The 20245-nt window shown below is 72.2% G+C and carries 16 protein-coding genes and 1 pseudogene; 5 read left to right on the plus strand and 12 right to left on the minus strand.

Translation table 11 applies throughout. The features are described 5' to 3' along the window. Positions 1 to 647 precede the first annotated feature (647 nt). Positions 648 to 1337: a sensor histidine kinase gene (locus RM779_RS02155; protein ID WP_311615147.1), complete on the plus strand. Its 690-nt coding sequence runs from the start codon at positions 648 to 650 to the stop codon at positions 1335 to 1337. 11 nt (positions 1338 to 1348) lie between these two features. Next, entirely contained in the window at positions 1349 to 1963 is a 615-nt protein-coding gene (locus RM779_RS02160; protein WP_311615149.1) for a response regulator transcription factor, read from the plus strand. On the opposite strand, the gene RM779_RS02165 is transcribed toward RM779_RS02160, so the two are convergent. The 4 genes and pseudogenes from RM779_RS02165 to RM779_RS02180 form a co-directional block, all read right to left on the minus strand. After that, the gene (locus RM779_RS02165) at positions 1956 to 3719 is read right to left on the minus strand and encodes a fatty acyl-AMP ligase (protein ID WP_311615152.1); all 1764 of its coding nucleotides are present in this window, start codon (positions 3717 to 3719) and stop codon (positions 1956 to 1958) included. The two genes, RM779_RS02160 and RM779_RS02165, sit on opposite strands and share 8 nt — an antisense overlap. A 115-nt stretch (positions 3720 to 3834) precedes the next feature. Continuing rightward, positions 3835 to 4521 (minus strand): hypothetical protein, encoded by a 687-nt coding sequence (locus RM779_RS02170; protein WP_311615154.1) that lies wholly within the window; start codon positions 4519 to 4521, stop codon positions 3835 to 3837. Positions 4522 to 4841: 320 nt separating this feature from the next. Beyond that, positions 4842 to 5987, minus strand: a complete 1146-nt coding sequence (gene dgoD / locus RM779_RS02175; protein ID WP_311615156.1) for a galactonate dehydratase — start codon at positions 5985 to 5987, stop codon at positions 4842 to 4844. Continuing rightward, a pseudogene (locus RM779_RS02180) lies at positions 5984 to 6223 on the minus strand (FCD domain-containing protein); the annotation flags it as partial. The gene dgoD and the pseudogene RM779_RS02180, both read right to left, overlap by 4 nt. Positions 6224 to 6570: 347 nt before the next feature. Between RM779_RS02180 and RM779_RS02185 the strand changes: the two are divergent. Beyond that, the gene (locus RM779_RS02185; protein WP_311615157.1) at positions 6571 to 9591 is read left to right on the plus strand and encodes a CARDB domain-containing protein; all 3021 of its coding nucleotides are present in this window, start codon (positions 6571 to 6573) and stop codon (positions 9589 to 9591) included. Between the two features lie 77 nt (positions 9592 to 9668). On the opposite strand, the gene RM779_RS02190 is transcribed toward RM779_RS02185, so the two are convergent. The 4 genes from RM779_RS02190 to RM779_RS02205 form a co-directional block, all read right to left on the minus strand. Further along, positions 9669 to 11393 carry an asparagine synthetase B family protein gene (locus RM779_RS02190; protein ID WP_311615158.1) on the minus strand — a complete coding sequence of 575 codons (1725 nt, stop codon included), beginning with the start codon at positions 11391 to 11393 and terminating at the stop codon, positions 9669 to 9671. 20 nt (positions 11394 to 11413) lie between these two features. Further along, positions 11414 to 11923 carry a hypothetical protein gene (locus tag RM779_RS02195; protein ID WP_311615160.1) on the minus strand — a complete coding sequence of 170 codons (510 nt, stop codon included), beginning with the start codon at positions 11921 to 11923 and terminating at the stop codon, positions 11414 to 11416. A 114-nt stretch (positions 11924 to 12037) separates the two neighbouring features. After that, positions 12038 to 12871: a hypothetical protein gene (locus RM779_RS02200; RefSeq protein ID WP_311615162.1), complete on the minus strand. Its 834-nt coding sequence runs from the start codon at positions 12869 to 12871 to the stop codon at positions 12038 to 12040. Further along, entirely contained in the window at positions 12868 to 13932 is a 1065-nt protein-coding gene (locus tag RM779_RS02205; protein WP_311615164.1) for a hypothetical protein, read from the minus strand. The genes RM779_RS02200 and RM779_RS02205 overlap by 4 nt, the downstream gene beginning before the upstream one ends. A 171-nt stretch (positions 13933 to 14103) precedes the next feature. Between RM779_RS02205 and RM779_RS02210 the strand changes: the two genes are divergently transcribed. Continuing rightward, on the plus strand, positions 14104 to 14823 hold the full coding sequence (locus RM779_RS02210; RefSeq protein ID WP_311615166.1) for a hypothetical protein: 720 nt from the start codon (positions 14104 to 14106) through the stop codon (positions 14821 to 14823). A gap of 38 nt (positions 14824 to 14861) precedes the next feature. Here the strand turns inward: RM779_RS02210 and RM779_RS02215 are convergent, their stop codons facing one another. The 3 genes from RM779_RS02215 to RM779_RS02225 all read right to left on the minus strand — a co-directional run bounded on the left by RM779_RS02215 (position 14862) and on the right by RM779_RS02225 (position 18510). After that, complete coding sequence (locus RM779_RS02215; RefSeq protein WP_077058888.1) at positions 14862 to 15437, minus strand: TerD family protein; 576 nt, start codon at positions 15435 to 15437, stop codon at positions 14862 to 14864. Between the two features lie 146 nt (positions 15438 to 15583). Beyond that, entirely contained in the window at positions 15584 to 17014 is a 1431-nt protein-coding gene (locus RM779_RS02220) for a flavin monoamine oxidase family protein (protein ID WP_311615168.1), read from the minus strand. Between the two features lie 320 nt (positions 17015 to 17334). Next, entirely contained in the window at positions 17335 to 18510 is a 1176-nt protein-coding gene (locus RM779_RS02225) for an acyl-CoA dehydrogenase family protein (RefSeq protein ID WP_311615170.1), read from the minus strand. Between the two features lie 167 nt (positions 18511 to 18677). Between RM779_RS02225 and RM779_RS02230 the strand changes: the two genes are divergently transcribed. Further along, positions 18678 to 19298 carry a TetR/AcrR family transcriptional regulator gene (locus RM779_RS02230; RefSeq protein WP_311615172.1) on the plus strand — a complete coding sequence of 207 codons (621 nt, stop codon included), beginning with the start codon at positions 18678 to 18680 and terminating at the stop codon, positions 19296 to 19298. 61 nt (positions 19299 to 19359) lie between these two features. Here the strand turns inward: RM779_RS02230 and RM779_RS02235 are convergent, their stop codons facing one another. Beyond that, the gene (locus tag RM779_RS02235; RefSeq protein WP_311615174.1) at positions 19360 to 20232 is read right to left on the minus strand and encodes an NAD(P)-dependent oxidoreductase; all 873 of its coding nucleotides are present in this window, start codon (positions 20230 to 20232) and stop codon (positions 19360 to 19362) included. Positions 20233 to 20245 lie beyond the last annotated feature (13 nt).

The following is a 20245-nucleotide window of genomic DNA, read 5'->3' on the forward strand; positions in this document are numbered from 1 at the left end:
TGACTCCCAGTGACACGTTCATCCCACGGGGCATGAAGATCTCATGCTTCGCGCGTGTCCGGGACACTGCCGGTCGATGACACGGCGCGGGAGACTCGTGGGTCGCCCCCCGCGGCCCGGTTCACCTCCCGGTTCGCCCCGCCGACTCCGTCGCGCGCAGAATAGGGGCCCTGAAATGCGGCGTGCTGCCCGTTTGTCCGGCATTTCCCGCGCGCCCCTCTGGGCCACTCCGCATATCTTCATATAATCTGAAGCTGCCATTGGTCACCTTGAGGAGCGCCTGGATGGCAGGCAATTTATGGGACCCGGACAGGGGACCTCCTGGAACGCACAGCCGCGGTGCGCGCGAGTCCGGCGGGCCGTCGGCACACCACCACGTGTCGGCGTTTCGCCTGGCACGGACCGTCACGCTCCTGGCTCTCGGGGGGTACTGCACACTCGCGGCCTTTGAAGTGCTGCACCGCGTCCCGCCGCCGGGCGGGGCCACTCCCTGGCTGACTTTCCTCTCGGGCATTTTAGGGATGCAGTATGTGCACACGGCGTTCACCTCTGCTTCCAGGAGCCCGGGAAGACGAGCAGTAACGACCGGTATCAAAGCCCTTCCGGCCCCTGTTCCGCTGTTCCACTTCGACGCGGGCCGCGCCCATATGACCGCGGGCGCCTTCGCCTTCGTCGCCGCCACGGTGGGCACCGCGGCGCGCGGGCTCGTACTGAACGGCCACAGCGTTTCCGGGGTCCCGCTCAAGGCGGAACCCGTGCCGCGGCTGATGGGCGCCGGACCCGAACGAGCCCGCGCGGGTGTCGTCCCGCTTCTCGACGTCAGCCGCCTGGCCCTGTCCGACGCCAGGTCGGTGGCGAACGGCTACCGCACCCTGTCGCCGGCGCACGAGGCGTCCATGGCCCACATGATCCTCGCCGCCGCCGGGATCGAGGCCGAGATCGACGTCGAGCGGTGCGGCCGCCTGCCGCCCGAGGTGGACACGCTGCTGGCGACGGCCCTGCGCGAGGGCGTCACCAACGTGCTCAGGCACAGCGACACGCGGCATTGCCGCATCATGGCCGACCGCCATCAGGGCACGGCACGACTGGAGTTGACGAACGACGGCGTCGCACCGGCGAACGGCGCGACCGCGTCGGCGGGCCACGGAATCGGGAACCTGACCGCCCGGTTCACCGCCGCCCGCGGGCGCGTCCACGCCGGGGCGACCGGCGGATTCTTCCGCCTGACCACCGAAGTACCGGCGCCTGCCCGGTGGCCGGCGGCCGCCCGCGCGGGGCAGGAGGGACCGTCCGGGGCAGGCCCGCGATCGATGTCAGGCACCACTGCGAACGAGTGACCGGGGGAATCATGCAACCAGTGAAGGTACTGCTGGCCGAAGACCTGTCCATGATCAGGGGCGCGCTGATCGCCCTGCTCGAACTCGAACCCGATCTGCGCGTCGTCACCTCGGTGGGCCGGGGCGACGCGATCGTGCCGGCCGCCGTCCGTGCCCGGCCCGACGTGGCGGTCATCGACATCGGCCTGCCCGGCGGCGACGGCATCACCGCCGCCGCGGCCCTCCACGAGCAGGTGCCGACCTGCCGGACCCTCATCCTCACCGCGCACGGCCAGCCGGGAACGATCCGCCGGGCGCTCAGCACCCGGGTGTCCGGCCTGCTGTTCAAGGACGCGCCGCCGGAGCAGCTGAGCAAGGCGGTGCGCGCGGTCGCCGCGGGCGGCCGGTTCATCGACCCCCAACTGGCGCTGTCCGCCTGGGACACGCAGGAGAACCCGCTGTCGCCCCGGGAGCGCGAGGTGCTGCGGTTCGCCGCCCAGGGCGCGGACAGCGACGAGATCGCGGGCTGCCTCTACCTGTCGGTCGGCACCGTGCGGAACTACCTGACCACCATCGTCACCAAGCTGAACGCGCGCAACCGCGTCGACGCCGTGCGTATCGCCACCCAGGCCGGCTGGCTCACCTGAGCATCCGCTCCGGCGGGCCGCACGGCTCGGACACGCCGGGCAGCATCTCCTGGTGCAGCGGGTGCAGTTCGCCCGCGAGGAACAGCCGCCGCATCGTGCCACGGCGCTGCTTGCCGCTGGTCGTCCTGCGCACCGTGCCGGTGCGCACCAGCAGCAGGGCCGCGGGCACCACGCCGAACTCGTGCGCCACCCGGTCCCGCACGGCGGCGGCGAGGCCGGCCAGGTCGAGCCGGTAGCGGTTCCCGGCCCGCACCTCCTGCACCACGACCAGCCGTTCCGGCTCGTCGTGCACGCCGAACGCCACGCAGGCACCGAACGCATCGCTCACCTCCCGCACCGCGTCCTCCACGTCCTGCGGGTACAGGTGGCGGCCGGTCACGGTGATCAGCTCCTTCAGCCGCCCCGTCACGAACAGTTCCCCGTCCGCGGCGACGCCCAGATCGCCCGTCCGCAGCCAGCCCGCGCCCGCCCCCTCGGCCGAGCCGTGGAACGCGGCGGCCGCGGCGCCCGACCTGTTCCAGTAGCCCGCGGCCACGCCCTCGCCGCGCACCCACACCTCCCCCACCAGGCCCTCGGGGAGCACGCGCCCCGTCTCGGGCTCCACGACGCGCAGCTCGCCGCCCGCGGCGTCCGCCGGGCCGCAGCCGACCAGGGTGCGGGCGGGCGCGCCCGGCTCCGGGGCGCGCAGCTCGCCGCCCGCGAGCGCCGCGGGGTCCACGCGGCGGGTTCGGCGGGCGCCGCGCGCGGCACCGGTGACCAGCAGCGTGGCCTCGGCAAGCCCGTAACAGGGCGTCAGCGCGGCGGCGCGGAACCCGGCGGGGGCGAAGCGTTCGGCGAAGGCCCGCAGGGTGCGTTCGCGCACCGACTCCCCGCCGCTGACCGCGATCTCCCAGCCGGACAGGTCCAGTTGCGACAACTCGGCGTCGGTGACCCGGCGGATGCACTGTTCGTAGGCGAAGTCGGGGGCGCCGCTCACGGCGATGCCGTGGTCGCCGATCGCCCGCAGCCACGCGGCCGGGCTCCGCAGGAACGCCGCGGGCGGCATCAGCACGGCGGTGGCGCCGAGCCACAACGGGTGCAGGAGCTGGCCGATCAGACCGAGGTCGTGGTGGAGCGGCAGCCAGCCGCCGAGCCGCGTGCCGGGCGCGGTGCCCAGCGTGCGGGCGATGGCGCGCTGGTTCGCCAGCAGGTTCCCGTGGGTCACCATCACGCCGCGCGGCTCGCGGGTGGAACCCGAGGTGTACTGGAGGAGGGCGACGGAGTCGGGCCGCAGGTCCGGCATCCGCCAGTCGCCCGCGTCCGGCACCGCGTCCGGCACCGCGTCCACCGGCAGACAGGGGACGTGGCCGAGGCCGACTTCGGCCAGCAACTGGGACACGACGGCGGCATCGGCACGACTGGTGAGGGCCACGCCGACCGCGGCGTCGCGCGCGATGGCCGCGGCCCGTCGCGCGTGGGCCCGCCGGTCGCCCGGCCAGGGCGCGGGCACGGCGATCGCCCCGGCATACAGACAGGCGAGGACTCCGGCCACGAACGGGCCGGGGGACGAACAGAGCACGAGCACCCGCTCGCCTGCGGCTCCGCGGTCCCGCAGCCAGGCCCCGAGGCGCTGTGCCAGCGCGTCGAGACCGGCGTAGTCGAGGACATGTGGAGCGGCCGGGCCGGCATCGCCGCCGAGCAGGAGCACGGCGTCCCGGCCGGGCGCCTCGGCGACCCGTTTCCTGACGTGCTCGGTGAAACTACGAGGACCGGTCACGCTTCCCCCCCGGTGTCCAGAAACCACCGCGAGGAGCGGCGGAATTCCCATGCCGGGGAAATCTAGCGAGCATCTCTCGAACAGGACTCAACTATTCCCGGAGCCGCCGCCCCGCCTACCGCGACGGCACCACGCCCCTCGGGCACCAGTGCCGAAGCCGGTCCCGCGGCTGGCCTTTCTCCGCAATGCACTGCGCGACGTCTGCCTCGACGTCCGCAACCTCCACGATATCCGCGGTCATTTCGTGGTAGGCGGAGGAACGCAGCACCCGGTCGAACAGGTGGCTGTCCTCGCCCCATTCGAGAGTAATGTAGTCCCGCGGTGAGAGGAAAGAACGCAGAACCCGGACGCTGCTCGGACCCCCGTGCCGGGCGAGATGGTCGGCGCGCCGCCACAGCCGTTCCTCGAAGTCGTGCACACGGCCGTGCACGCGGTAGCCGCTGACGACCGCGCACGCGGCGGAGAGCCGCCCCGAGACCGCGTCGCCGCGCACCTCCCCCAAACATTCCGCCTGGTCGGCACGGGTGTCGACGAGGGTGCCCACCTCCGCGACCTCCCGCAGGATCGCCTCGTCGTGCACGGTCTCGACGAACGCGCCGAGTGTGCGCCAGAAGCCGAAGTGGATGTAATTACCCGGCTGACCGACCGACCGGAACGTCGTCATGAGGTCGACGTTTCCACGGCGCCCCACAGAACCTATGTGCTCAAGGAACTGCTGCTCGAACAGACGCGCATCCTGTTTGACCGCGAAGCGGTTTATAACGACAACGGGCCCGCTGAGGTCGCGGGCTATTCGCATCATGGAAATCCTTCGGGCGAGGGCTCTCTGGGAGCTACGCTGCGGGCGGACCCGGTCCGCCCCGGCCACACCCAGCCGCCGAGTGTCGCTCGACTTCGAGCGGCCCGTACGTGCCGGTTTACCCAAGGCTACTCCCCAGTTAACTGAGAAGTACAGCCCTCACCGTCGCACGCACGCCCATGAGGTGAAGTGATTCGCGAATGCCGCCGCCCGCAATTTGCCGCCCGCCAGGTCCCGAACTAGGCGCTGTCCTGCCGCGGGTGAGACCGCGTCCGCGGGGCCGGTGCCCCGCGGACGGACCTACCCGGCCGCTGCCCGGCCGGTCACCACTCGGCGAATGAGCCGTCGTTGTGGCGCCAGACCGGGTTGCGCCAGGTGTGGCCGGTGCGGTCGGCGGCCCGCACGGCGGCCTCGTCGACGGTGATGCCGAGGCCGGGCAGGTCGGAACGGACGGCATGCCCGTCCTGGAAGCGGAACGGCTCGGGGTCGACGACGTAGGAGAGGAGATCGGCGTCCTTGTTGTAGTGGATGCCCAGACTCTGCTCCTGGATGAGGAAGTTGGGGGTGGCGAAGTCGACCTGGAGGCTGGCCGCCAGGGCGATGGGCCCGAGCGGGCAGTGCGGCGCGAGCTGCGCGCCGAACGTCTCGGCGAGCGTGGCGATGCGCCTGGTCTCGGAGATGCCGCCGGCGTGGGAGAGGTCGGGCTGGGCGACGGCCACCCCGGCCTGGAGGACCGGCAGGAAGCCGCCGCGGTCGTAGACGCGTTCACCGGTGGCGATGGGCACCGGGCCGGCGGCCACGAGTCCCGGCAGCAGGTGCCCCTGGTCGGGCAGCACCGGTTCCTCGACGAACAGCGGGTGCAACGGGGCGAGTTCGACCAGGAGGCGGCGGGCGCCCGCGGCCGTGAACCGCCCGTGGCAGTCCACCGCGACGTCCCGGTCCTGGCCCAGGACCTCGCGGGCGGTGGCCACGCGCCGCACGACCGCGGATATCTCCGCGGCCGTGGGGTGCGGTGAGATGCGGCCCGACGCGTTCATCTTGACGGCGGTGAAACCCGCCTCGGCCAGCGCGGCGACCTGCTCGGCCAGCTCGCCCGGGTCGTCGCCGCCGACCCAGCCGTAGACGCGGGCGCGCTCCCGCACGGGGCCGCCGAGCAACGCGTGGACGGGCGCGCCGTAGTGCCGGCCGGCCAGGTCCCACAGCGCCTGGTCGATCCCGGCGACGGCGCTGGACAGGACGGGGCCGCCGCGGTAGAAGCCACCCTTGGTGAGTACCTGCCAGTGGTCCTCGATGCGCAGCGGGTCCTGGCCGACCAGGTACTCGGCGAGCACCTCGACGGCGGCGCGCACCGCCTCGGCGCGGCCCTCGACGACGGGCTCGCCCCAGCCGACGGTGCCGTCGTCGGTCTCGATACGGCAGAACAGCCAGCGCGGCGGGACCATGAACGTCTCGATGCGGGTGATCTTCATGTGCGGAGTCCTTTCCTGACCTCGTCGAGGTCGCGAACGGATTGGGCGAGCGGGGAGCGCATGGCCGCCTCGGCGGCGCCCGGGTCCCGGTCGCGTACGGCGTCGAGCACGGCCAGGTGGCCGGGCACGGGGCCGACGGCGTGCGCCGAGCCGTGGACGATCCGGTCGCGTTCGGCGAGGCCGGACTCGATGACGGCCTTCATGCGTTCCAGCAGCTCGTTGTGGGTGGCGGCGAGCCCGGCCGCGGCGGGCTCGACGATGCCCCGCACCTCGCCGAGGTCGCGGTGGGCGATGGCCTCGACGGTCCGCCCGTGGACTCCCCGGCGTGCGTGCGCGTCATGCACCGAAGCCTTGCGGGCGGGAGGGACCCCGTCAAGGAAAATTAGTAATTAATAGGGCACCCCTCGGCAGGACGGGCGTGCCGAAACCGTTGACAAACCCATGACACGCTTGAAAACTCTCCCACCAAGCCGCAAGAGCTCAACTTCCTTACGCAAATCTCTGCACGCTTGTTGCAACTTCCCGGCGGGCTCCTGGTCCGGCCTGCCGCAGTCCCCCCGTTCACAGGGAACAGAGGACACCCATGACATGGAAGCAACACGGCAGACGGCTGCTCGCCGCCTGCCTGCCGGCCGGCCTGCTCGCCGTCGGACTCCTGCCCACCACCGCCTCCGCCGCGGCCGACACCGATCTGGCCGCGGGCCGGCCGATCGAGGCGTCCTCCACGACGCAGTCGTACATCGCCGCCAACGCCAATGACGGGAACGTCACCACCTACTGGGAGTCCAACGGCTTCCCGTCCACGCTGACCGTGGACCTCGGCACCGACGCCGACCTCTCCGCCGTCGTCGTCAAGCTCAACCCCGACCCGATCTGGGGACCGCGCACACAGGACGTCCAGGTACTCGGCCGCGCGCAGGGCGAGGCCGGCTTCACCCCGCTCGCGGACCGCGCCGACCACGCCTTCGGCCCGGCCGCGAACCGGAACACGGTGACCATTCCCGTCGACGGGCGGGCCGCCGACGTGCGGCTCACGTTCCACGGCAACACCGGTGCCCCCGGCGGCCAGGTGGCGGAACTCCAGGTCCTCGGCACCCCGGCGCCCAATCCCGACCTGACCGTCACCGACCTGACCTGGACACCCGCCTCCCCCGTGGACGGCGACGAGGTCACGGTGAACGCGACCGTGGCGAACGAGGGTTCCGCGGACGCCGCGGCGACCACGGTGGACGTCCGGGTCGGCGGCACCGTCGCGGGCAGCGCGCCGGTGGGCGCGCTCGGCGCGGGCGAATCGGCCACGGTCCAGGTGCCCGTCGGTGCGCTGTCCGAGGGCAGCCACGGCGTCGCGGCCACGGTCGACCCGGACGACGAGATCGTCGAACAGGACAACGCCAACAACGACTTCACCGCACCCGACCGCCTGGAGGTCGGCGTGCGCCCGGGGCCCGACCTCCAGGTCCTCGGCATCACCCCGAGCCCGCGGAACCCCGCGGTCGGCGCGGAGGTCACGTTCACCGCCGAGGTCCGCAACCGCGGCACCAGCGACGTCACCGCCGCCACGGTCACCCGGCTGACGACGGCCGGCACCACGCTGAACGCCCCCACCCCGCCGGTCGGCGCGGACGAGACGGTCACCGTCGCCTTCGACGGCAGCTGGACCGCGGTCGACGGCGGGGCCGACTTCACGGCCACCGCGGACGCCACCGAGGCCGTGGCGGAGACCAACGAGGCCAACAACACCCTCAGCCACTCCCTCGTGGTGGGACGTGGTGCGTCGTTGCCGTTTGTGGAGTATGAGGCGGAGGCGGGGGTGTTCGAGGGGACGTTGGTGGAGGCGGACGCGGAGCGGACGTTCGGGCACACGAACTTCGGGACGGAGTCCTCGGGGCGTGCGTCGGTGCGGCTGGACGCGACGGGGGAGTTCGTGGAGTTCACCTCGGTGAACGTGACGAACTCGATCGTGGTGCGCAACTCGATCCCGGACGCGCCGGGCGGCGGGGGGCAGGAGGCGAGCCTGAGTCTGTACGCGGACGGGGAGTTCGTGCAGAAGCTGACGCTGTCCTCGCGGCACAGCTGGCTGTACGGGAACACCGATGACCCGGAAGGGCTGACGAACACCCCGCAGGGGGACGCGCGGCGGCTGTTCGATGAGTCCCATGCGCTGCTGGAGGACAGTTACCCGGCCGGGACGACGTTCCGGCTGCAGCGGGACGCGGATGACACCGCGGACTTCTACTACGTGGACCTGATCGATCTGGAGGAGGTGGCGGCGCCGCTGCCGCGGCCGGCCGGCTGCGTGTCGATCACGGAGTTCGGCGCGGTCGCGGACGATGGCCTGGATGACACCGCGGCGATCCAGGCGGCGGTGACGGCCGATCAGGAGGGGGAGATCGACTGTGTGTGGGTGCCGGCCGGGCAGTGGCGCCAGGAGCAGAAGATCCTCACCGACGACCCGCTGGACCGCGGCCCGCACAACCAGGTCGGTATCCGGGATGTGACCCTGCGCGGGGCGGGGATGTGGCACTCGCGGTTCTACACGCTGACCCCGCCGCACGAGGCCGGGGGGATCAACCACCCGCACGAGGGGAACTTCGGGTTCGACATCGACGCGAACACGCGGATCTCCGATATCGCGATCTTCGGCTCGGGCACGATCCGCGGCGGGGACGGCGGCGCGGAGGGCGGGGTCGGGCTCAACGGCCGCTTCGGGGAGGGCACCCGCATCGCGAATGTGTGGATCGAGCACGCGAACGTCGGGGTGTGGGTCGGGCGCGACCACAGCAACATCCCCGAGCTGTGGGGGCCGGGTGACGGTGTGGAGTTCTCCGGTATGCGTATCCGCAACACCTACGCCGACGGTATCAACTTCACCAACGGCACCCGCAACTCCCAGGTGACCGACTCGCATTTCCGTACCACGGGGGATGACGCGCTGGCGGTGTGGGCCAGCCGCTACGTCGCCGACCCGGGCACCGATATCGGGCACGACAACACCTTCGCGAACAACACCATCCAGCTGCCCTGGCGGGCCAACGGGATCGCGGTCTACGGCGGGTACGGCAACACCATCGAGAACAACGTCATCTCCGACACGATGAACTATCCCGGGATCATGCTGGCCACCGACCATGACCCGCTGCCGTTCTCCGGGCAGACGCTGATCGCGAACAACGAACTGCACCGCTGCGGCGGCGCGTTCTGGGGCGAGGCGCAGGAGTTCGGCGCGATCACCCTCTTCGCCGCCGCCCAGGACATCCCCGGTGTCACCATCCGCGACACCGACATCCACGATTCCACCTACGACGGTATCCAGTTCAAGACCGGCGGCGGCGCCGTTCCCGACGCACAGATCACCAACGTGACCATCGACCGCTCCAACCACGGCTCCGGCATCCTGGCCATGGGCGGCGCCCGCGGCAACGCCACCCTCACCGACGTCACCATCACCAACTCCGCCGAAGGCGACATCCACATCGAACCCGGCTCCCCCTTCACCATCACCCAGGACCCGGCGGCGTCCGGCTCCGACCGGCCCGCCGCGTGGGCGCCCGGCGGCACCGCCGCCGCGGCCCCCGCGGGCCGGCAGGCCCGCCGGGCGGCCTGACCCGCGCACCGGCTCCCCATCCCGGCAGCCCGTGCCCCGGCCGAACGCCGGGGCACGGGCCCGCCGTTCGGGCGCACTCAGGCGCCCACGTCGAAGGACCGCAGCCACAGCTCCAGCGTGAGAACGAGCCACAGCTTGCCGCCCTGGCGCGGCAGCAGCGTTCCCTCGCGGCGCAGCCACCTGCGCAGGGTGTCCTCGCGGAACAGGCCGCGGGCGCGGGCGGCCCGGCCGAGCAGCAGGTCGTGGCCCAGGTCCCGCAGCGGCCCGTCCAGCCACTGCTGCACCGGGACCCGCATGCCGCTCTTGGGCCGGTCCACGATCGTGGCGGGCAGCAGATCCCGCACGGCCTCCTTCAGAATCCACTTCTCCGTGGTGCCCGACAGCTTCTGCCGCGGCGGCACCCGGAAGGCGTGGTCGATCACCGCCCGGTCGAACAGCGGGGCGCGGCCCTCAAGGCCCGTGGCGGCGGTGATGCGTTCCACCTTGGTGAGGATGTGGTGGGCGCCCTTGGTCCGCAGGTTGGCGTGCAGCAGCTGGTTCAGCAGGCCGGTCATGCGGCCCTGCCGCAGGTAGGGCGCGACGGCCTCCGCGGGCTCGGGCGCGTCGGCGAGCCGGGCGAGCGCGTCCGCGGTCAGCAGCACCGGCAGGTCGCCGTGGCACTTGCGGTAGGAGTCGATGTAGGCCCGTGCCCGCGCGGCGGGCGAGGCGTCCTCGCGGTGCAGCTCGTGAATCAGCATCGGCAGGTTCTTCGGGCCGCCGAACACCGGGTCGCCGCCCTCACCGTTCAGCACCACGTCCGCCCCGTCGGCCGAAACCGCCTCGGCGAGCAGCAGGTTGGGCACGGTCAGCGGGTCGCCGACGGGGCTGTCGAGCAGTGCGACCGTCTCCGGCAGCCGGGCCGCGACCGCGGCGCCCGGGACGGTCAGCACGCGGTGTTCCGTACCGCAGTGGGCGGCGACCAGGCCCGAGTAGGCCAGCTCGTCCTGGGTGTCCCCGCCGAAGCCGATGGAGTAGGAGCGCACCGGCGCGTCGTGCAGCCGGGCGGCGAGCGCCGTGACCAGGCTGCTGTCGACGCCGCCGGACAGCAGCACCGAGACCGGCCCGGCGGCGGGCAGCCGCCGCGCCGTGGCGTCTTCGAGGAGCGCGCGCAGGCGCGCGGCGTGCTCCGCGGGCGGCAGTTCCTCGACGTCCTCGGCCGGCTCCCAGAACGTCTCCTCGGTCCGGGTGCCGTCGGCCCGCAGCCGCAGGCAGCGCCCGGGCAGCAGCTCGTGGACGCCGCGCAGCAGCGTCTCCCGGCCGGGCAGGTAGGCGAACGTGAGGAACGACCGCACCGCGGGCAGGTGCAGCCCGGTGCGCAGCCCCGGCCAGCGGCCGAGCGCGCGCAGCGAGGTCGACGCGGCCCAGGCGGTGCCCGCGCGTGCCGTGAACAGGGTGCGCGCGCCGACGTGGTCGCGGATGAGGACCAGTTCGTCGCCGTCGGCGACGGCCAGCGCGAACATGCCGTCGGCCGCGGCCAGTCCTGCGGTGCCGAGCTTGGCATAGCAGTGCAGCAGCAGTTCGCCGTCCGGGCAGTCCCGCGGCACGGCGCCCGCGCCGAGCCGGGCGCGCAGCTCCGGCGCGTTGAACAGCGTGACCTCGCCCACCGCCGTCAGCCCCGCCGCCCGGAAGGGGCCGGTGGCCGTGCCGGGACCGTCGAGCAGCCCAAGCGCCTGCCGCCCGACGGCCGTCACGGAACGGCCGCCCGCCGCGGCGAGCAGCCCGGCCGCGCCCTCCGCGGCCAGGCAGGCACCCCATCGCGCCACGTTCCCCTCTCCCCTCCCCCTCAGCCGAAGTCGTCCTCGGCGCCGCCCGCGTCGCCCCAGTCGCCGTAACCGGCGTCCTCGCCGCCCTCGCCACCACCCCCGCCGCCCCCGGCGCCCGCCTGCGCCTCGGCCTCCCGCCGGAGTTCCTCCTCCTCGTCCGGCGAGAGGACGGCCGGCGGCGCGAGGACCGCGCCGACCAGGGCGCCGCCCGCGACGGCGGCGAGCACGGTGCCCATACGCCCGCCCAGCGACGTCCTGTTCACCGTCAGCACACCGTTGCTCCACAGCGTGCGGCCGTAGCCGCCCTCCCGGCCGTACAGCACCCGGCCGTCGTCGAAGGTCCGTTTGACGAGATCACGGCCGAGCGGCTCGTCGGTGCCCGCGTCGCCCCTGTCGTCGCGCCACCTCACCTCGCCGCGGCTGCCGCGGCTGCGCCACTCCTGACGGCCGTCGGAGTACCGGCGGTGCACGGAACGGTCGGCCAGCAGTTCGTCCGTGTAGGTCGTCTCCTGCGTGTGCGGCTGCGACACTGCCTCTCAGTCCGTTTCTTCAGGTGAGTGGTGTGAGTGGTGTGCGTGGTGCGGGCCCGGCGTTGCTCATGCGGTTGCTCATGCGGTTGCTCGTGCGGTTGTTCATGCGGCTGTTCATGCGGCGGGCCAGCTGAGGAAGCCCGCCTCGCGCGCGCGGCGCAGCCCGGCGGGCGGCGGCCTGCGCCTGACCTCACGGACCAGCCGGTGAACGGTGCGCAGCAGGGCCGCCGGGCGGACCGCGGCCACCTCGACAGCACGCCCGCGGCCGAGCCAGCGGCGCTCCCACGGGTCGGCCGGGGCTCCGGCGTCCGCACCGGCGGCACCGGCCGCGGCGGGACCGCGCGGGCGGTGCGGCAGGTGCAGCGCGCCGGCCTGCCGCGGGCGCAGCCCGATCGGGACGACCCCGACCCCGTCGGGGACTCCGGCGAGGCCGGCGACGCGCGCGGCGAAGGCGAGCCCGGCGGGCGAGGCGTCGTGCAGCACGTACACCGTGGCCCGTTCGGCCTGGGTGAGCATCGTGAACACGCCTGCGTCGAGAGGCAGTTCGCCCGCGCCGTAGACGGGGCAGGCGGACTCCATCGGCAGCCCGTTGGCGCGCAGCATGCGGGCGATGTCGTCCGACTCGCACACCAGCAGCCGCGGCAGCCCGTAGTCGAACAGGTCGGGCTCCGGCGTGTGGCGCCCGGCCGGCCGGCGGGTGGGCGGTGCGGCGGGCGGCAGCAGCCCCGGCAGGTCCCCGGCGCGGCGCAGCGCGGCCGAGAACGCGGCGGTGCGTACGGGCGGTCCGGTGCTGAACGGAGGGCGGCGCGGCGCGCGGTGCCAGGGGCGCAGGCCGCGGCACAGCTCGTAGTACAGCTGGCGCTCGGTGAACCGGAGGCCGCCGGGGTCCGCGGCCCGCTCGGCGGCGGCGCGCAGCGCGCGCTCAAACAGGGCGTGCCACGGGCTCACGCTGCCTCCGGCCAGGTGAGGAAGCCGAGTTGCCTGGCCTCGCGCCGGGCCGGGTCGGCGGCTTCCGCCGCACGCTCCGCCGCGCGCCCGGCCGCGCGGTCCACGGCGGCGAGCAGCTTGGCGGGCGGCACCGCGGCCACCGGCGACCACCAGCCGTCGGCTGCCCACGCCACCTCCGCCTCCGTCAGCCGCGCGGGCGAGGTGCGCAGGGCCTGGATCTGGGCCGCCAACTCGGCGTCGCGCAGGGGCCTGGTGCGCAGCAGGACGGCCTTGGCCCGGTCCCTGTGCATCACGGAACGCGGCAACAGGCCGACACCCTGGGCCCGTTCGCCCAGCGCGGCACGGGCCGCGCCGAAGAGGGCGAGCCCGTCGGCGCCCGCGTCGTGCAGCACGAGCACGGGAACGTCCCGCGGGACCTCGTCGAGGCGGGCGGCCAGGGCCATGCGGTGCCGCTCCTGAACGCCGTTCGCGGCGAGGCAGGCCAGCACCGCGCGGTCGGGGCACAGCAGCGCGAGTGCGGGCTCCCGGACGGGAGCGGGCGTGACCCGGGTCTCGTCCACGCAGCCGGCCGGCAGCGCGCCGTAGACCTGCTGCCACCGCACCAGTTCGGTGCCGCGGAAGTCGTGGAGCTGCATCGGCACCTCGACCCGCCCCCAGCGCCTGGCCTTCCGGCGGCCGGTCACGACCGAGATCACGGCAAGCAGGAGCAGCGCCAGGGCGATGAGGAGGGCGATGACGAACGCGTCGGAGCCGAAGTCGGTGGCGGCGCCGGTGATCAGCACGGCGACGGTGAGCATGCCGGTCGCGACCGGCAGACAGCCCTCGTAGTCGTGGTCCACCGCGGGTATGCGCCCGCGCGCCGCGGCGTACCAGAGCTGCGGAACGGTGTAGGTGTGCCGCCCCTCCGCCCCGAGCCGCCCGGCGAGCCGGTGCACGCGGACGTCATGGAGCCGCAGCACGTTTTCCTTGGGTTCGAGCGCGAACGGCCGCTGGCAGGACGAGCACGTCCGGTCGGTGCGCTCGGTGCGTTTCAGCTCCGTGTTGCAGCGCGGGCAGATCATGCGGTCCCCCCTTGTTCCGCGATGTGCCGGGGCGATCGTACACGAGCACCGCGCGGCGCGGGAGATGCCCGCGGGGCCCGACAACCGCGCTGTTAGCATCCGGGAGTAATTCCGCCGCGCCGTGACCGCGCCTTATCGCCCGGGGAGTTGGCCGTTTTGTCGAATGAGCGAATGAAAGTCAGCGCCGACGCGGAGAACGAGGTGCACGACGTCGCGCGTTTCACCGATGCCGCGCGGTGCGTCGTGACGCCGGTGCTCGAACTCCCGGCGGACGCGGCGCTCGTCGTCGTCGGCGCGTTCGCGCGGCTGGTGCGGAACGCGAAGTCAAGTGCCGCGGCCACGACTCCGGACGGCGACGGGATCGTGCGCTCCCAGACGTTCGAGGAGGGCGACGTCTACATGCTGGAGGCGCCTTTCGACGGCTTCTTCGCGGATCGCTACCTCATGGATTTCTACGATGTGGCGGAACGGGACTTGTGTTCGCGCATGCACGTCCACACCGGTTTGCGCTTCGTGCGCATGATGACGGGCCCTGATACGAGAATCCGGGTGAGCAGTCTTTCGCCGTTCGATGTGCGGAACGTTCCCGGGGTGACGCCTTTTCTTCCCCGCACGTTCGAGGACGCGCTGCCCGACGCCCCGCCCGGGGCCGCGCGCACCCGGTACAACCTCGTGGTGCCGCCCTGTTCCTTCGTCGACGTGCAGATACCGCGGGGCGTCAGCCACCAGTTCAACGCCGTCGGCGAGCACGCGGTGATCGACTCGGTGCACCCGGAGGAGTCCATCGAGATCTTCCGTGAACGGATGTCGGGCTTCCGGATGATGGCGCAGACGGTGTTCCTCGCGGCGGAGCCGCCGCCGGCGGCCAGCTGTTCCGACCTGCCGGAGTGAGCCGCGCGCCGACCGGGGCGGGCGGCGCGCGGCGGGCGTCAGAGCGCGACGCCGAAATCCTGCGCGATGCCCGCGAGCCCGGCGGCGTAGCCCTGGCCGACGGCGCGGAACTTCCAGTCCGCGCCGCTGCGGTACAGCTCGCCGAAGACCATGGCGGTCTCGGTGGCGGCGTCCTCGCTGAGGTCGTAGCGGGCGATCTCGGTGCCGCCGGCCTGGTTGACGATGCGGATGTAGGCGTTCCGCACCTGGCCGAAGTTCTGCTTGCGGGAGTCGGCGTCGTAGATCGACACCGGGAAGACGATCTTGTCGATGTCCGCGGGGAGCGCGGCCAGGTTGACGTTGATCTGCTCGTCGTCGCCCTGGCCCTCGCCGGTGCGGTTGTCGCCGGCGTGGACGATCGTCTGGTCCGGCGTCTGCTTGTTGTTGAAGAACACGAAGTGGCTGTCCGAGTACACCTTGCCGTTCGCGTTCACGGCGATGGCGCTGGCGTCCAGGTCGAAGTCGGTGCCCGTGGTGACGCGCACGTCCCAGCCGAGGCCGACGACGACGGCGGTCAGGCCGGGGGCCTCCTTGGTGAGCGAGACGTTTCCGCCTTTGGACAGCGATACGGCCATGAGGTCTCCTTGGGCTCTGGGTGCCGGACGGGCCCGGCACCGGACAGGACTGCTCCCCAAATTACGGCACCGCCCCGGCGCGACGCGGACCGGCCGCCCGCGGCCGCCCACGGCCGCCCACGGGGGCGGCCGGGGACGGCCGGGTGTCATGCCAGGGACAGCGCCTGCTGTGCCGCGCGTAGCCCGGACTCGACGGCGCCCTCGATGTAGGCACCGTGCCAGCCCTGCGCGATGTCGGCGCCGGCGAACAGGATGCGCCCGTGCGGCTCCTCGATCTGCGGGAACAGGTCGAGCAGTTGGTTGGGCCTGCGCAAGCCCCAGCCGCCGCGGGACCAGGGGTCACGCCCCCAGTCCTGCGAGCGGTACTCCAGGACGGAGGTGTCCGGCAGCAGCTGCTGTACGGCCTGCCGCACGGCAGCCGCGTCGCTCGTGTCGAGCGAAGGGCCGGGGAAGGCCACCATCAGGCGCCCTTCCTCCAGCTCCTGGGCGGCCATCAGCATCGCGATCGGCGCGCCCTCCTCGGCCTGGACCGTCACAGCCTCCTTGTTGCTCACGTGGAGCCACATCTTTTTGGAGTGCGGAACGCCGATGCCGTCGCCGGCCGCAGCCGCTTGCGCCGGGGGCAGCCCCGGCTGGAAGGAGATGTGCTTCCACACGTTGGTCGGCGTGGCCACGACGACCACCGGCGCGGCGAAGGTGGCACCGCCGGTGGTCTCCACGGTCACCTGCCCACCGGACTCGGTAATACTGGTGACCGGGGAGTCAAAGCGCACGTCGGCCTGCGCGTCGTCGAGCATGGCGTCGAGCAACGCGATCATGCCGCCCGCCGGCTTGTCGGCCGTCGACAGGAAGCTGCCGTAGGTGCCGCCGGCGAGTTGGAACCACTGCGCCATACCGGTGAGTGCGCCGATGGTGCTCGGGCCGCCCGAGTACATCGAGGTCTCGCCGTTGAGCCGCATGAACTCGGTGGGCGAGAGCGCGATTTCGTCGAGCCGGTCGGCCAGGGACTTCCAGTCGACGCCCTCCAGCAGGTCCCTGCGGTACAGGGGCTCGGAGGGGCGCTCGAAGTAGTCGTCCGCGCCGGCGTAGAACTCGGCCCACAGCGGGCTGAGGACGGCGAGGGCTTCCGCCGGCGTCATGCTCTCGAAGCCGTTCTCGGACGGCAGCATCATCCGCTCGGGGGCCACGTCGATTTCCGTGGTGATGCCGTAGCGGCTCAGCTCCCGCTGAACCAGCACCTGCTGGGCTCCCACCCAGCCGCCGCCGACCTCGACCTGTGCACCGGCGAAGGTGTCGGTCCAGATACGGCCGCCGATCCGGTCGCGTGCTTCGAGGATTATGGAGCTCATTCCCTGGGCAGACAGCTCACGAGCCACTGTTCCACCTGCATAGCCTGCGCCTATGATGATGGCGTCCGCTATCTCGTCCCCCGCCGCATTCCTCTTCGTTGCGGCTCGGGCGATTCCGGCGGTCATTCCGGAGGCTGCCGTGGCGGCGGCGGTCGCACCGGCCGCCTTCAGCAGCGAGCGTCGCCCGATGCGCCATTGGGTTGCAGGTCTTGATGCACGAGAGTTCACGAAAGTTCCTTGTTGGTCGGCTGCCTTTCAGCGAACGGCCATGGACGGCGCCTTCGCTGTCCGGCGCAATCGGTCCGAACGCCGCGCTCCCCTCCGCGCGGTGTCGGGTAGATCATTCAACTCCTATGAGTAGAGGCCCGGTTGGGAGCGCTGGTTCCCGATGTGAGGGAACCCTCACAGGAGGGTGTGGCCGTCGTGGTCGGCATGGGATACCGCCTCGGCGGACATGACACCGTTCGTGCGGCGGCGGCTCCTTGCCGTGTTCCGCGCGAACGGCACCATGACCGAACGGGACCCCTTTCAGCCTGCGGTCATGAGCCTCACAGGTAATCGGTCCCGGGTTCGAGTCCGAGGAGGACGCGCCCCTGAACTTCCAGCGAGCCGATGGGGGCGAGCAGCCCGTGCAGCGAAAGCGCCAGGATGTCCCGGTGAATGCGCTGGAACTCCTTGCTCCGCGAAATGGCCGAGGCCGGGCTCAGCGCGGCGAGTTCGCCGACCGCCTCCTTCGTCGTCTGCACGATGTGGGCCACTTGGCCGCGTACCGTGGCCCGTTCCGCCAGCGTCAGGGGCTCGCCGCGGTCAGCGCGCCCCTGGATCGGCCGCAGGAACGACTCCTGAAGCGCCTCGCACGAGGCGATCTTGTTGGCGGCGACCGCCACCTGGATCTGGATGTGCGGATGCTGGTTCTGCTCCGCCCAGTTCGTGTAGGTGATGCCCTTCCCGGGAAGCGCCTGGGTGAACGCGTCGAGGGCGGCCCGGCCGAGACCGGTGAACACCGAGGCCCCGCCCGCCAGAATGTAGCTGAGCAGGTGGTAGTTCCGGCCGTGCACCTCCGCGTTCCAGCGGTTGCCGGTGGCCGCCTCGTACACCGCGGCATCAACGACGCGGTGGGCCGGCACGAAGACGTCCTTCGCCGTGGAGGTGACGCTGCCGGTGCCGGCCGCGCCGAAGACGTCCCAGTCGTCGCCCGTGGACAATGCTGATGTGGGGACCAGCGGGAACAGCTCCTCGGTCCGCCCGTCCTGGTACTCGGCGACCGCCGCGCACACGTTCCATTCCGCGCCTTTGACACCGGTGTTGAACCGCCAGGTGCCGGTGAGCAGGTAGCCGCCCTCGGTCGGCACCAGGGTGCCGGATGGGGTGAAGCCGCCGGAGACGCGCACGCTCCCTCCGGCGAACACTTCGGCCTGGGCGCGGTCCGGGTAGAGGCTCGCCATCCAGGCGGTGGTCACCCAGACCATGGCGACCCACCCCGTGGAGCCGCAGTAGCGCGCGATCTCGGCGAGCAGCGCCGCCTGCCGGTCCACGGGCAGGTCCAAGCCCCCGAATCTTTCCGGTACGGCGACGGAGAAAACGCCCGCCTCTTCGAGCAGTGCTATGTTCTCGTCGGGAATCCAGTTCTCGTTCTCGGCACGCAGGGCGTTGCTTCTGAGCGCCGGTGCAATTTTCCGCACCGCCTCAAGTACCACCAGCAAATCCGCTTCGGCGGAGGCCATTCCGATCTCCCTACGTGACGTTCCATGTGCGGGGGCCAGTTATGACGTGAACGGGCCTGAGAAGGCTAACGAAATGCCGCTCATTGGCCGGTAACTCCCTTGGCAGGGCCGGGCGGACGCCCGTCGGGGCCCTCCATAACGGAGGCGGCGGCTGATAACCTCATGGGATGGAGAGAACGCCACTGCGTGCCCCGAAACGGCCGGCGGCGGCCGCCGCACCCGTTGTCGCCACTCGTGAGCGCATCCTCCGGGCCGCCTCGCGACTGATGCAGCAGCAGGGGTACGACGGCACCGGCATCAAGCAGATCTCCCAGGAGGCCGACGCGACGCTCGGCTCCGTCTACCACTTCTTCCCGGGCGGAAAGCAGCAGCTGGCGATCGGGGTGATCCGCCGCGGCAGCCAGGAGTTCATCGACGAGCTGAGCACCGTGTTCGCCGCCGAGGAGGACCCGGCCAGGGGCCTCGTGGTGTTCACCCGCATCCTGGCCGAAGGGCTGCGGGCCTCCGACTGGCTAGACGGCTGCCCCGTCACCACCACCGCGCTGGGCACCTACGGCCGGTTCCCCGAGCTCCAGGCGGCGGCGGCCGAGGCGTTCGCGCGCTGGCGCGCGCTGGTCCACGACAAGCTGTGCGCCACGGGCTTTGCCGAGGACGACGCACGGGCCCTGGCCCATACCGTGATCAGCACGGTGCAGGGCGCCGAGCTGACCGCCCAGGTCTCGCGGGCCGACGATCCCCTGAACGCGGCCGGCGCCCACCTGGCCCGGCTGATCGCGAGTTACCGCTGAGCGACCGGCCGGGCCGTGCGCGCGGCCGGTGCCCGGGCGACGCGCCGGACAAGAGCCGGGGTCAGGCCGAGGGCTTTTTGAGGCTCTCGATCAGGCTGGTGAAGCTGTCGTCGGCACGCCCCGCGGCGATGCCGCGCTCGAAGACCTCCAGCACGGCGGCGGGCAGCGTGGCGTCGATGCCCGCGTCCCTGGCGGTCTGCACGACGTGGTCGACGCTGGCCACGCCCATCGCGAGCCGGTCGACGTCGCCCGGGTGCTCGCCCGCGTCGATGCGCGCGGTGTAGAAGCCGAAGAAGTCGGGCATCCCGGCGACCGTGCCGGAGACGTAGGGCAGCATGTCCTGCGCGGAGATGCCGTTGGCGTTCGCCACGGCAAGGGCGTGCAGCCAGGCGAGCGCGGTCGTCCAGAAGACGTCGAGCTGGAGCTGGTAGTACAGCGCCGCCAGGCCCGGGTCCTCGCCGCGGTAGTCGGTGCCGGTGAGCAGCTCCAGCACGCCCTTGTTCGCCTCGAAGACGGACGCCGGGCCGCTGTAGAAGGTGAACGTCTTCGGGTCGCCGATGCCGACGGGCGATGCCTGCACACCGCCCGTGAGGTACTGCGCACCGTGCTCGGCCGCCCAGGCCGCCGCAGCGCGGGCCTTGTCCGGCGTGTCCGAGCTGAGGTTGACGAGGGTCCGCCCGCGGAGCGCGTCGGTCGCGTCCCCCAGGATCGCGTACATCGCGTCGTAGTCGGTCAGGCTCAGGATGACCAGCTCGCTCGCGGACAGCGCGGCCGCGGGGCTCTGGGCGAGCGTGGCGCCCTTGGCCACCAGGCCGTCGGCCTTGCTCGCCGTCCGGTTCCAGACGGTCACCGCGTGGCCGTTGTCCACGAACGTGCTGGCCATGGCGTGCCCCATCGGGCCCAGCCCGATGACCGTGACCGGCTGCTTCGACATGAGAACCCCTTGC

Source organism: Streptomyces johnsoniae (genome assembly GCF_031845565.1).
Lineage (GTDB): Bacteria > Actinomycetota > Actinomycetes > Streptomycetales > Streptomycetaceae > Streptomyces > Streptomyces johnsoniae.

Excerpts from the sequence above, each read along its gene's own strand:
- RM779_RS02205 (WP_311615164.1), bottom strand. The coding sequence starts at position 13,932 with ATGATCTGCCCGCGCTGCAACACGGAGCTGAAACGCACCGAGCGCACC.
- RM779_RS02215 (WP_077058888.1), bottom strand. The coding sequence starts at position 15,437 with ATGGCCGTATCGCTGTCCAAAGGCGGAAACGTCTCGCTCACCAAGGAG.
- RM779_RS02160 (WP_311615149.1), top strand. The coding sequence starts at position 1,349 with ATGCAACCAGTGAAGGTACTGCTGGCCGAAGACCTGTCCATGATCAGG.
- RM779_RS02235 (WP_311615174.1), bottom strand. The coding sequence starts at position 20,232 with ATGTCGAAGCAGCCGGTCACGGTCATCGGGCTGGGCCCGATGGGGCAC.
- RM779_RS02185 (WP_311615157.1), top strand. The coding sequence starts at position 6,571 with ATGACATGGAAGCAACACGGCAGACGGCTGCTCGCCGCCTGCCTGCCG.
- RM779_RS02210 (WP_311615166.1), top strand. The coding sequence starts at position 14,104 with ATGAAAGTCAGCGCCGACGCGGAGAACGAGGTGCACGACGTCGCGCGT.
- dgoD (WP_311615156.1), bottom strand. The coding sequence starts at position 5,987 with ATGAAGATCACCCGCATCGAGACGTTCATGGTCCCGCCGCGCTGGCTG.
- RM779_RS02155 (WP_311615147.1), top strand. The coding sequence starts at position 648 with ATGACCGCGGGCGCCTTCGCCTTCGTCGCCGCCACGGTGGGCACCGCG.
- RM779_RS02230 (WP_311615172.1), top strand. The coding sequence starts at position 18,678 with ATGGAGAGAACGCCACTGCGTGCCCCGAAACGGCCGGCGGCGGCCGCC.
- RM779_RS02170 (WP_311615154.1), bottom strand. The coding sequence starts at position 4,521 with ATGATGCGAATAGCCCGCGACCTCAGCGGGCCCGTTGTCGTTATAAAC.
- RM779_RS02225 (WP_311615170.1), bottom strand. The coding sequence starts at position 18,510 with ATGGCCTCCGCCGAAGCGGATTTGCTGGTGGTACTTGAGGCGGTGCGG.